This window comes from Micromonospora sp. 15K316 (assembly GCF_004348525.1).
Classification (GTDB): Bacteria; Actinomycetota; Actinomycetes; order Mycobacteriales; family Micromonosporaceae; genus Micromonospora.
Genome location: NZ_SMKG01000004.1, coordinates 1 through 11,630 on the forward strand (window position 1 = coordinate 1; position 11,630 = coordinate 11,630).

The following is an 11,630-nucleotide window of genomic DNA, read 5'->3' on the forward strand; positions in this document are numbered from 1 at the left end:
GGGTCACGGTCTCCACGGCAGCCTCCTCGGTCGATGGACGGCGTTCGAACGTGCGCAGGGCGGATGAGGACACGAGGCGTCACCGATCGCATGGTCCATGGCGATCGGGCTGAGGACGGAGAGGTCGTCGCGGGGGCGGCGGAAGGGGTCCGCGCGCCGGAAAGCCTACGGTCCGCAACCAGATCGAGTCACGCAGTTACGGCGTGTCGAACAGACGTGTCAAATCCGGCCGGGCGTCGATGACCGGAAGGCGACGAACTCGTCGCGCCCGCGAAGGACCGCACCGCAAGTAGACTTGCCGTCTCCGCAACAGAGCAGGTGCAGACGAGATGACCGATGAGGACGTGGATGCCGCGCTGGCCGGGGTCGGGCCGCGCCTGCGACACCTGAGGACCCGACGCCGACTGACCCTCACGGAGGTCAGCGAACGCACCGGCATCTCGGTGAGCACCCTCTCCCGGCTGGAGTCCGGCGTCCGCCGGCCCTCGCTCGACCTGCTCCTACCCCTCGCCAAGGCGTACCGGGTACCGCTCGACGACCTGGTCGGCGCGCCCCAGTCCGGCGATCCGCGGATCCACCCCAAGCCCGTCCGCCGCGACGGGATGATCTACATCCCGTTGACCCGCGACGCCTCGGGCGTGCAGGCGTTCAAGCTCATCCTCCCGCCCCGCAAGGACGAGAAGCGGGTCGGGCAGCGGGTCCACGAGGGCTACGAGTGGATCTACGTGCTCAGCGGGACCCTGCACCTCGCGCTCGGCGACAGCCTCACCACGCTCACGGCGGGCGAGGCGGCGGAGTTCGACACCCGCACCCCACACAGCATCGCCAGCGCCGGCCAGCAGCCCGTCGAGCTCATCGCGCTCTTCAGCCCGCAGGGTGAGCGCATCCACATCCGGGACTCGTAGACCCACCTGCGGTATTTGCAGGATCAGCAAAGCTGTTTGCAAACTCGATCGTCGGCGCGGAGAGTGGGGCCGTGAACAGCGAACGCCGCAACGCCACGCGGCTCCCGGCGCGTCGACGCCGGCGACCCACCGCCGTACCCGCCGGGCCGCCGAGCTGACCGAAACCGCCCGACGGACCGCCACCAACCATCCCGGTCACGTACGGCCGGATCCGGCCGCCGCGACCGCCCGCGCGCCACTGAGACTTCCTCCCGCGCGTCCGCGCTCCGGGTTCCACACCCACGGCCGACCGCCGTCCACTCCACCCCGCTCGTACCCCGAGCCGTCCGACGCTGCGCGCGGTGCGCGTCACGGCCGGTCCTCGTCATCCAGAAGGAACGCTTCCGATGTCCGTGCACCCGACGACAGCGGGCCACGCCCCGCACCCCACCGCCGAGCGACCCGACGCACGCCGATGGCTCGCGCTGGGCGTGATCGCCCTCGCCACCCTCATGGTGGTGCTGGACGCCTCGGTCATCAACATCGCCCTGCCCCAGGCGCAGCACGCACTGCACATCTCCGACGCCAACCGGCACTGGGCCGTCACCGCCTACGCGGTCACCTTCGGCGGCCTGCTCCTGCTCGGTGGCCGCCTCGCCGACGTCGTCGGCCGCAAACGGACCATGCTGATCACCCTCGTCGGCTTCGCCGTCGCCTCCGCCCTCGGCGGGTTCGCGGCCAACCCCGCCATGCTGGTGGGCGCCCGCGCGCTCCAGGGCGTCTTCGCCGCCGCGCTCGCGCCGGCCGCGCTCTCCCTGGTCGCCGTCACCTTCGTCGACCCGGCCGAACGCGCCCGCGCCTTCGGTGTCTACGGGGCCGTACAGGGGCTCGGAGGCGCGATCGGACTGCTGCTCGGCGGCACCCTCACCGAGTACCTCGACTGGCGGTGGTGCCTGTTCATCAACGTCCCGATCGCGGCGTTCGCCGTCCTCGGCGCCGTCCCGACCGTCCGGGAGAGCCGCGTCGCCGGTGCCCGTCGCCACGACATCCCCGGCGCGGTGCTCGCCACGGCCGGCTCGGTCGCCCTGGTGGTCGGCTTCACGATCGCCGGCGACGGCGGTTGGCTCCGTCCCACCACGCTGCTCACCCTCGGCGCCGCACTGGCGCTCCTGATCGGCTTCGTGCTCCGGCAGGCCCGCACCGACCATCCGATGCTGCCGCTTCGCGTGCTGACCGACCGCGACCGCGCCGGCTCGTTCGCCACCGCCGTCCTCGCCGGCGCCGGCATGTTCGGCATGCTGCTGTTCCTGACCTACTACCTGCAGGTCAACCTGGGTTACTCGCCGATCGAGGCCGGCCTGGCCTTCCTGCCCTTCACCGCCGGAATCATCCTCATGGCGCTGGCGATGCCCACCCTCCTGCCCCGCAGCGGCCCGAAATCGCTCATGGTCACCGGCATGGCCCTCGCGACTGTCGGCATGTTCACGCTGACCACGATCGACGGATCGCCCGCCTGGCTGGGCGGCGCGCTGCTGCCCGAACTTCTCCTGGGCGTGGGCCTCGGACTCGTCTTCACCCCGATGAACAGCGCCGCCCTGACCGGCGTCGGCCCGGCCGACGCGGGTGTGGCGAGCGCGGTGCTCAACGCCACGCAGCAGCTCGGCGGGGCGTTCGGGGTGGCGTTGCTCAACACCTTCTACACCACCACCGCCCGGACACACCTCGGCGACGACCCCGCCGATCAGCTCGGCGCGTACCTGGCCGGATACCGGTCCGCGTTCCTCGTCGCCGGGGTCCTCTTCATCGCCGCCACCGCCGTCAGCCTCACCGTCCTGCGCGGCAGGTCCGCCCGGGAAGAGGCATGAACCAGGATGCCGGTGGCTCGACGGCGCCGACGGCCTCCGGACGCCTCGCCAGTGTCGGGTGCCCGCCCGCGGCACCCGGGTGGGCACCGGAGCCGCCCGGCCTCAGCCCTGCCGGTTGCCCTGCTTGAACGCGGCCACGATCCACGCCACGAAGCCGACGGCGGCGAGGACGACCAGCAGAACGGCGATGTGCCAGGGCTTGATGTGCATGGGCCACCCTTCCAGGACGATCTCCGGTCGATCGCTCGGAACGCAGTCTATGGGGCGGCGCACCCCCGGGAATTCCCGCCGAAGGCGTCCGGTCGCGGTCGACGGGGCCTGATGATCGTCGCCCGGTAGGGTGGAGACAGGTGTGCCGGGAAGTCTGGTCGGCGGTTGACTCAGCGACCCCTGACCGAGGAGTTCCCATGGCCCCGCCGCCCACCGAGCGCACACCGAGCCTGCTCAGCCGTGGCAGCTGGCCGGAGGTACGCCGGATCGGCGACATCCTGCGTGCCGAGACCGTGGGCGGGATCCTGCTGCTGGCCGCCGCCGTGATCGCTCTCGCCTGGGCCAACTCGCCCTGGTCGGAGGCGTACCGGCAGATCAGCGCCTTCACGGTCGGCCCCGCCGAGCTGCACCTGGACCTGTCGTTGGCGCAGTGGGCCGCCGACGGCCTCCTGGCGATCTTCTTCTTCGTCGCCGGCTTGGAGCTCAAGCGCGAGTTCGTCGCCGGTGACCTGCGTGAACCTCGACGGGCGGTACTGCCGGTCGCCGCGGCGCTCGGCGGGATGACCCTGCCGGCGGTGATCTACACGGTCTTCAACGCGGGTGCCGGCGGCGGGGCCTTGGCGGGCTGGGCGATCCCGACGGCCACCGACATCGCGTTCGCCCTCGCCGTGCTCGGGGTGATCAACACGCATCTGCCGGCGGCGATGCGGACGTTCCTGCTGACCCTGGCGGTCGTCGACGATCTGCTAGCGATCGTGATCATCGCGGTCTTCTACACCAGTTCGCTGCACTTCGGGCCGCTGCTGCTGGCGCTCGCACCGCTGGCGGCCTTCGGCGTGCTGGTGCAGCGGCGCGTCCGCGCCTGGTGGCTGCTGCTGCCGCTGGCCGTGGTGACCTGGGCCCTCGTGCACGCCTCCGGGGTGCACGCCACGGTCGCCGGGGTGGCGTTGGCGTTCACCGTGCCGGTGCTGCGCCGTAAGCCGGGACCCGGCCCCGGCCTGGCGGAGCACTTCGAGCACCGGTTCCGCCCGCTCTCCGCCGGTGTGGCGGTGCCGGTGTTCGCGTTCTTCGCCGCGGGGGTGTCGATCGCGGGCGCGGGCGGCCTGGGGGCGACCCTGACCGACTCGGTCGCCGTGGGCGTGATCGTCGGCCTGGTCGTCGGCAAGGCCGTCGGCGTCTTCGGCGCCACCTGGCTGGTGCAGCGGTTCAGCCGGGCCCGGCTGGCCGAAGGCCTCGACTGGTGGGACGTGTTCGGGCTCGCGCTGCTGGCCGGGATCGGTTTCACCGTGTCGCTGCTGATCGGCGAGCTCGCCTTCGGCGCGGGTAGCGAGCGCGACGACCACACCAAGATCGGCGTGCTCCTCGGATCGGTGCTGGCGGCCCTGCTGGCCACCGTCGTCCTGCGCGTGCGGAACCGCCACTACCGGCGGCTCTGCACGATCGAGGAGCGCGACAGCGATGCCGACGGCGTGCCGGACGTCTATCAGGAGCGGCCCGGCCTGGCCTGATCGGCGCCGGCCGCTCGGCACGCCGGCCGCCGCCGCTCGGAGTTCCGGCGGAGGTTCCGGCCGCTCCGCCGAGCGTGCTCTTCCTCACCTGGGTGACCCTCGGGGCGGCACGGACGCCGCCGGGAACGTGGGCTACACTCCTTGATTGTTGCTTGCGCAAATATAGCGCTCGCAACTATCCAATGAAAGGACCTTCGATGGCTCAGGCAAAGCTCGCCGTCATCTACTACTCCTCCACCGGCACCATCCACGCCATGGCCAAGCGGCTCGCCGAGGCCGGCGAGAAGGCCGGCGCCGAGGTGCGACTGCGCCAGGTTCCGGAGCTCGCCCCGGCGGAGGCCATCGCCTCCAACGCCGCCTGGAGCCAGCACTTCGACGCCACCAAGAACGAGCCGAAGGCGACCGCCGACGACGTCGTCTGGGCCGACGCCGTGCTCTTCGGCACCCCGACCCGCTACGGCAACGTGGCCAGCCAGCTCAAGCAGCTCATCGACACCCTCGGCCCGCAGTGGGCGCAGGGCCTGCTCGCCAACAAGGTGTACGCCGGCTTCACCGCGTCCATGACCGCGCACGGCGGCCAGGAGTCGACGCTCCTCGCCCTCTACAACACGATCTACCACTTCGGTGGCCTGATCGTTCCCCCGGGCTACACCGACCCGCTGAAGTTCGCCGACGGCAACCCGTACGGCGTCTCGCACATCACCGGCGGCAGCAACGACGCCCCGCTGGGCGACGCGCAGTTCGCCGCGCTCGACCACATGGCCGAGCGGGTCGTCAGCATCGCCAGCAAGCTGAACGCCTGATTTTCACAGACGTGGCGCCCGGCTCGCGGTAACGCGGGCCGGGCGCCACGCGCTGGTCGCGCCCCCGGTACGTCAGGCGGAGATCGACAGTCGCGAAATCCACCGCGCCACCCACGCCTGACAGTGCGGATGCAGACGCCGCCACCGCCGCCGAAAGCCTGGCCTGAGGCGACGCGACACAGACCGATGACGCATGAGCGCTGCGTCCTTCGACAACGGGCTCCGCTCCTCCTACCGCGGGAGGAGGCCGCCTCGTCCCGAGGGTCGGCGGTCGGGACCGCGGGTGGGCGCTCGGCGCCGCCGACTCCGCGACCGTGAGGGCATGACGTACTCACCGATCTCGCTGCGGCGGGCCTACCGCTGGCACCGCCCGCTCATGTTCGTGGCCGCCACGATGGTGGCGCTCGGGCTGGTCTCCCTGATCGGCCTGGCCGTCGACGACCGGGTGCTGGTCGGGGCGCCGATCTGGCTCAAGCCGTTCAAGTTCGCCGTCTCGCTCTTCATCTACCTCGTGACGCTGGCCTGGCTGATCTCGTTGCTGCCGCGCGGCCGGCGGATCGGCTGGTGGGCCGGGACCGTGGTCGCCGTGACCGGCTTCGTCGAGGTGGGGCTGATCGCGGTGCAGGCGGGCCGCGGCCGGCAGAGCCACTTCAACGTCGCCACCACGCTGGACACCGCCGTCTTCGGGATGATGGCTCTGCTGATCGCCGTGCTCTACACCGCCTCGCTGGTCCTCGCCGTCCTGCTGATGTTCCAGCGCCTGCCCGATCCGATGATCACCTGGACCCTGCGCCTCGGCCTGCTCATCGCGCTCGCCGGAATGGGGCTCGGCTACCTGATGGTGATTCCGACACCCGCTCAGGAGGCCGCCGACCCGGTCACCCTCGTGGGGGCGCACAGCGTCGGGGTGCCCGACGGCGGGCCGGGCATGCCGCTGACCGGCTGGAGCACCACCGGCGGGGACCTGCGGATCCCGCACTTCGTGGGGATGCACGCCCTCCAGGTGCTGCCGCTGCTCGCGATCGCCCTCGTCGCGTTGGCGGGGCGGCTCCCCCGGCTGCGCGACGGGCGGGTCCGGCTCCGGTTGATCGTGGTGGCCGCGATCGGGTACGCCGGCCTGCTCGCGCTGGTGACCTGGCAGGCGCTGCGTGGTCAGGCGCTGATCCACCCGGACGGTAAGACGCTGGTCGCGGCCGGGGTGCTCGCCGCGGTCACGGCCGTCGGTGCCCTGCTCGCGCTACGCCGGCCCGCGCCGGCACCGTCGAATCAGGACCAACCACCGAAGGTGTACGCATGAGCCGGGCATCCCTGGCCGCCGTCTCCGGCCGGCCCGGCGTTCTCCCCGCCACCGCCCCGACGGGCCTACCCTGACGTGGTGGTCCTACGCTGGGTGTCGCGGCTCTTCGACGACCGGTACGCCTGGCTGCGGCTGTCCCTGCTGGCCCTGAGCGGCGTCGGTTACCTGCTCTTCCGCCCGGTCGCCGACGGCCCCTACGCCCCTGTCGACTGGACGTTCGCGACCGCCGCGCTCGCGTTGTGCCCGCTCGGCGTGCGCTGGCCGTTCCCCACCGCGCTCGCCGCGGCGCTGGTCTTCGCCGCGGCGGGCTGGCTCGGCCAGGCCGAGCCGATCGTCCCTCAGGTGGGTGCCACCTGGGCGGCCCTGGAGCTGACGCTGCGGGCACCGATGCGACAGGTGGCCGTCGGTGCGGGGGCGCTGCTCGTCGGCTATCTCGTCGACTCGCTGGACGAGCTGCCGTCGGGCCTGCCGACCTGGTTGTACGGCGTGACCGTCGTGGTGGGGGTGCCGCTGCTCGTGGGTCTGAACGTCCGGGCCAGCCACCGGCTCGCCCGGCAGGCCGAGCAGCGGGTGGCCGTCGAGGCGCAGGCGGCGCGGGCCGGTGAACGGGCCGCGATCGCCCGCGAACTGCACGACCTGGTGGCCCACCACGTCGCGTCGATGGTGCTCCGGGTCGGCGTCGCCCGGCACGTCCTGAGCGGCACCGACCCGCGGGTCGCCGAGGTCTTCGACGACCTGCACAGCAGCGGCAGCACCGCCCTCGCCGACCTGCGGCGGTTGGTGGCGGTGCTGCGCAACCCCGCCCTGGCCGGAGACGGCACGGGCTACGTGCCGATCGAGCCGGGTGCGCTGCCCGAGGCGCTCGCGGAGGCGGTGCACCGGGCCGTGAAGGGCGGCCTCGCGGTGGAGGCGACGATCGACCCGGAGGTGGCGACCTTGGACACCGTACGCGGGTTGGCGGTTCTCCGGCTGACGCAGGAGGGGCTGGCCAACGTGGCCCGGCACGCCGGCCCGGCGGCACGGGCACGGGTGTGCGTGCGGATGCACGACGGGAACGTGCACTGGGAGGTCAGCGACGACGGCGGCGGCCGTGGCGAGGACACCGGTCCCCGGCGGGGTGGCGACGAGGGCGCAGCCCGGCGCGGCTCCCGGCGCGCCGAAACCGGCCCGGCGGTGGTCGAGGGCGGGCACGGGCTGATCGGGATGCGGGAGCGGGTCGAGCTGCTCGGCGGCAGACTGGTCGCCGGGCCGGACGGCCCGGGTTGGCGGCTGCGCACGGTCCTGCCGGCGGGGGCGGGCCGATGATCCGGGTCCTGCTCGTCGACGACCAGCGGTTGGTCCGCGCGGGGCTGCGCATGCTCTGCGACTCCGCGCCGGACCTGACGGTGGTGGGTGAGGCGGAGAACGGGCAGCAGGCTATCCGGCTGGTCGAGCAGGTCGCGCCGGACGTGGTGCTGATGGACCTGCGGATGCCGCTGATGGACGGCACCACGGCGACGGCGCGGATCCACGCGAGCCGGCCCGCTGTCCGGGTGCTGGTGCTGACCACCTTCGACGACGACGACCACCTCTTCCCCACGCTCGCCGCCGGCGCCTGCGGTTTCCTCGTGAAGGACGCCTCGCCGGACGAACTGCTCGCCGCGATCCGTCAGGCGGCGGCCGGCGAGACGCCGTTCAGCCCGGCGGTGCTGCGTCGCCTCGTCGACCAGGCGGTACGGGCGCGGCTCGGCGACGCCCCGGCCCCGTCGCTGCCGGCGACCGTGACGGCGCGGGAGCGGGAGGTGCTCGCCTGCATCGGGGCCGGACTGTCCAACCGGGAGATCGCGGATCGGCTGCACCTCGGGGTGACCACCGTGAAGACGCACGTGACAAGCCTGCTGGCCAAGACGGGCGTGACGAACCGGATCCGGCTCGCGCTGCTCGCCGTGCAGTGCGGCCTGGTCGTCGCGGACTGAACCGCCGGGCGGCCGGGGCATCGACCGGCGAGCGGCGGGGCTTCGAGGCGGCGGGGAAACCGGGGCGGCCCGGCTTCGAGAGGCCGGCGTTCGACGGCGGATACCCGACGAATCCGGTTGGTGACAGCGCACATCCCTTCACCTCGACCGCCGGCGCTGACACTCTGCTACCGAGATATCACCGAGCGAATGGGCGGAGCGATGACGAAGCGTTGGTTGGTCACGGGATGCTCGAGCGGACTCGGCCAGGCCCTCGTCGCCCGGCTCGCCGCCGAGGGTGAGCAGGTCGTCGCGACGGCTCGACGGCCCGAGGCCCTGGCCGAGCTGGTCGCACGACACCCCGACAACCTGGCGACGGCGGCGCTGGACGTACGGGATCCGGCGCAGTGCGCCGCGGCGGTCGAGCGGACCGTCGCCGCGTTCGGTGGCGTCGACGTGCTGGTGAACAACGCCGCGTACGGGCAGTTCGGCACCTTCGAGGAGGTCTCCGACGCCGAGCTCGCCGGGCAGTTCGACACCAACCTGTTCGGGCCGTGGCGGTTGACCAGGGCGGTGCTGCCGCTGTGGCGGGCACAGGGCTTCGGGCACGCGATCTTCGTCAGCTCGGTGGCCGGCATGGTGCCCTTCCCCGGCCTCGCCGCGTACAACGCGAGCAAGTTCGCGCTGGAGGGCGCGGCCGAGTCGCTCGCCGCCGAGGCCGGCCACCTCGGGGTGAAGGTGACGATCCTCCAGCCGGGCGGCTTCGCCACCGGTTACAGCGCCAACCTGGTGATGGCGGAGACCCGGATCGCCGACTACACGCCGGCCAGCGACGGCATGCTCGGCGCGCTGCGCGCCATGAACAGCAACGCGGAGATCAATCCGCCGGAGCTCTTCGCCGACGTGGTGTGGCGGCTCAGCCGGATGGAGGCGCCGCCGCTGCGCCTGCCGGTGGGGGTGGATTCGGAGGCCTTCCTGGAGGCGTCGTACAACGCCCGCCGCAGCGAGTACGACCAGGTCGTCAAGGCCGGCCACCACCGGCTCGCCTGACCGCGGGACGCCCGTCGCCGACCCCGACGAGCCACGATCACCGATCGTCGGGGGTACGGCGAGCAAGGAGCTCCGGCGCCAGGCCGCTCTCACGGCGCGCCGCCCGTCCCCGGTGTCGGGATCCGGCCGGGAAGCGGCTCCCGCCCGACGCGCCGTGAGAGCGGCGTAACAGGTGATCATGCGGCGGTTACCGCCGTCGCGGACGTACCGTGAGATCGTGCCGAAAGACGTGATCACGACCGCCGACCTCGCCGAATTCCGCCGTACCGCGCTCGGGGCGGCCGACCCGCTGGGGATCGCCGCCGACCTTGCCGACGCGGTGGAGCAGGGCCGGTTGGCGGAGCCCGACAGCGCCGGGGACGCGCTGACCCTCGCCTCCGAGATCGCCGAGATCCGGTCGCGGCTCGACGCCGCGCTGCGCTACGCGGACCGGGCCGTCGCGGCGTACCCGTCTCCGGACGACCCGAAAGCCGGGATCGCCCGGGCGGTGCGGGCGCGGATCCTGTTCCGCACCGGCGGCCGGGACGACGAGGCGATGGCGGAGTTGACCGCCCTGCGCCCCCTGCTGACCGAGCAGCCCGACGCCCCCGCCTACCTGAGCGCCGCGCTGGAGACCGGCGGCCGGGCCAAGACCTCCGAGGAGTGGCTGAGCGAGGCCCTCGACACCCTGCTCGGCCAGCGCGCCGCGGCGGCCGGGGAGGCGCAGGCCATCACCTCCACCGAACCCGCGGTGGAGGTCGGCCCGCCCGAGGCCCCGGGGGTGACGTTCTTCCTGCTGCAGCAGCGCCACCGCGTGCGCCGCAACCTCAACCTGCCGCACGACCGCAACGACGACCTGGCCGACCGGCTGGAGGCGCAGCTCGTCCGGCGCGCCCAGCAGACCGGGGAGACCGATCTGCTCTTCTTCCCGCAGGCCGAGTTCGACCGCCTGCTCGACGAGCAGGCCGCGCTCACCGAGACGTACGGGCCGGACTGGGACGCGCACCGGGCCCGGCTGGAGAAGGAGCTGGTCCGGCAGGCCGACGCCGGCGGCGCCGGGCTGCACGTGCTGCGCGCGTCGGTGGCCGGGCTGACCGGCTACGCCGACCGGCAGGGCGGCGACCTGACCGACCGGCAGACGCGAATCGGGTACGCCGGTGAGCTCTCGGCCCGCCCGGACGCGCGGATCGCCTGGCCACCGGAGCGCAACGACGCCTGCTGGTGCGGATCCGGCCTCAAGTACAAGAAGTGCTGCCTGCCGCGCTCGCGCGGCTGACGACAGGTCCCACCGCCCCCGCGCTGCGGATCCCGGCTCGGACCCGCAGCGCGGGGGCGGCGACGACGGGGCGTCGGGCCGCAACCTCCCGACCGAGCAGCCCGACGGCCCTACCGCCCCCCCCCCGCGGATCTCGAACTCAGTGCGCTCCCGCGCCGATGCGCGGCGGCGTGGCCGTTCCGTGGACCCGCCGGGCGTGCGCGGCGTAGCGACGACGCCCGATGATCGGCATGAGTAGCCGGATCGGCAGCGGGGCCTCCGCGAGCACCTCGTTGACCACCTCGCGGTCGCCCTCGTACATCGCCATCCCCACGGCCAGCGGGATGTCCTTCTTCGGGGTGCTCGCCATCCCGTGCTCGCCGAGCTTCTTCCACTCGGCCGCGGTCACGTGCTTCTCCGCCAACGGGAGGATCTCCTTCTCCTCCATGGCCATGTGCTCGATCAGCGCGACGCGCAGGCGCTCCAGGGCGTCCGCGAGCGCGCCGCCGCCCTGCGCGGTGGTCCGCCAGCCCGGCAGAAGGGCTACCACCTCCGCGTGAGCCTCCTCGATGGCGTGGTGCTGCGCCTCCATGGTCTCGACGATGGCCTCGGCCTCCGCGCCGGCACGCTCGTGCAGCCGGGGCCACAACTCCAGGTCCTCGCCCTCGTGGTGCCGGTGCAAGATGTGGCACAGCAGCTCGGCGTGTTCGCCGACGACGGCGGCGCGCCGGGTGTCCCCGGCGGCGACACCGCGGACGAGCTGCGGAAGCAGGCTGAACTCGCGACGCAGCATGGCGTGCGCCATGTACATGTCACGGATATCGGCCATGGCTTCGGTGTGGTTC

General features: G+C 72.9%; 10 protein-coding genes. 9 read left to right on the top strand and 1 reads right to left on the bottom strand.

Annotated features, from left to right (window positions below; all coding sequences use genetic code 11):
• Positions 1–329: 329 nt before the first annotated feature.
• The 9 genes from E1211_RS01990 to E1211_RS02030 all read left to right on the top strand — a co-directional run bounded on the left by E1211_RS01990 (position 330) and on the right by E1211_RS02030 (position 10,806).
• Positions 330–905 carry a helix-turn-helix domain-containing protein gene (locus E1211_RS01990; RefSeq protein ID WP_132344751.1) on the top strand — a complete coding sequence of 192 codons (576 nt, stop codon included), beginning with the start codon at positions 330–332 and terminating at the stop codon, positions 903–905.
• 386 nt (positions 906–1,291) lie between these two features.
• Positions 1,292–2,749 (top strand): MFS transporter, encoded by a 1,458-nt coding sequence (locus E1211_RS01995; RefSeq protein WP_132344753.1) that lies wholly within the window; start codon positions 1,292–1,294, stop codon positions 2,747–2,749.
• A 407-nt stretch (positions 2,750–3,156) separates the two neighbouring features.
• On the top strand, positions 3,157–4,467 hold the full coding sequence (nhaA, locus tag E1211_RS02000; RefSeq protein ID WP_132344755.1) for a Na+/H+ antiporter NhaA: 1,311 nt from the start codon (positions 3,157–3,159) through the stop codon (positions 4,465–4,467).
• Between the two features lie 197 nt (positions 4,468–4,664).
• Entirely contained in the window at positions 4,665–5,270 is a 606-nt protein-coding gene (wrbA, locus tag E1211_RS02005) for an NAD(P)H:quinone oxidoreductase (protein ID WP_132344757.1), read from the top strand.
• A 322-nt stretch (positions 5,271–5,592) separates the two neighbouring features.
• On the top strand, positions 5,593–6,567 hold the full coding sequence (locus E1211_RS02010; RefSeq protein WP_243709295.1) for a hypothetical protein: 975 nt from the start codon (positions 5,593–5,595) through the stop codon (positions 6,565–6,567).
• Positions 6,568–6,645: 78 nt separating this feature from the next.
• Positions 6,646–7,872 (top strand): sensor histidine kinase, encoded by a 1,227-nt coding sequence (locus tag E1211_RS02015; protein ID WP_371686111.1) that lies wholly within the window; start codon positions 6,646–6,648, stop codon positions 7,870–7,872.
• A complete protein-coding gene (locus tag E1211_RS02020) occupies positions 7,869–8,522 on the top strand; it encodes a response regulator transcription factor (protein WP_132344759.1) in 654 nt (217 codons plus the stop codon). Before E1211_RS02015 ends, E1211_RS02020 begins: the two co-directional genes overlap by 4 nt.
• 201 nt (positions 8,523–8,723) lie before the next feature.
• Positions 8,724–9,551 (top strand): SDR family oxidoreductase, encoded by an 828-nt coding sequence (locus tag E1211_RS02025; protein WP_132344761.1) that lies wholly within the window; start codon positions 8,724–8,726, stop codon positions 9,549–9,551.
• Positions 9,552–9,768: 217 nt separating this feature from the next.
• Positions 9,769–10,806, top strand: coding sequence for an SEC-C domain-containing protein (locus tag E1211_RS02030; protein WP_243709296.1), 1,038 nt, complete (start codon positions 9,769–9,771; stop codon positions 10,804–10,806).
• A gap of 139 nt (positions 10,807–10,945) precedes the next feature.
• Here E1211_RS02030 and E1211_RS02035 read toward each other — a convergent pair whose 3' ends face one another.
• The gene (locus tag E1211_RS02035; protein WP_132344765.1) at positions 10,946–11,614 is read right to left on the bottom strand and encodes a hemerythrin domain-containing protein; all 669 of its coding nucleotides are present in this window, start codon (positions 11,612–11,614) and stop codon (positions 10,946–10,948) included.
• Between the last annotated feature and the right edge of the window lie 16 nt (positions 11,615–11,630).

Excerpts from the sequence above, each read along its gene's own strand:
- E1211_RS01990 (WP_132344751.1), top strand. The coding sequence starts at position 330 with ATGACCGATGAGGACGTGGATGCCGCGCTGGCCGGGGTCGGGCCGCGC.
- E1211_RS01995 (WP_132344753.1), top strand. The coding sequence starts at position 1,292 with ATGTCCGTGCACCCGACGACAGCGGGCCACGCCCCGCACCCCACCGCC.
- nhaA (WP_132344755.1), top strand. The coding sequence starts at position 3,157 with ATGGCCCCGCCGCCCACCGAGCGCACACCGAGCCTGCTCAGCCGTGGC.
- wrbA (WP_132344757.1), top strand. The coding sequence starts at position 4,665 with ATGGCTCAGGCAAAGCTCGCCGTCATCTACTACTCCTCCACCGGCACC.
- E1211_RS02010 (WP_243709295.1), top strand. The coding sequence starts at position 5,593 with ATGACGTACTCACCGATCTCGCTGCGGCGGGCCTACCGCTGGCACCGC.
- E1211_RS02020 (WP_132344759.1), top strand. The coding sequence starts at position 7,869 with ATGATCCGGGTCCTGCTCGTCGACGACCAGCGGTTGGTCCGCGCGGGG.
- E1211_RS02025 (WP_132344761.1), top strand. The coding sequence starts at position 8,724 with ATGACGAAGCGTTGGTTGGTCACGGGATGCTCGAGCGGACTCGGCCAG.
- E1211_RS02035 (WP_132344765.1), bottom strand. The coding sequence starts at position 11,614 with ATGGCCGATATCCGTGACATGTACATGGCGCACGCCATGCTGCGTCGC.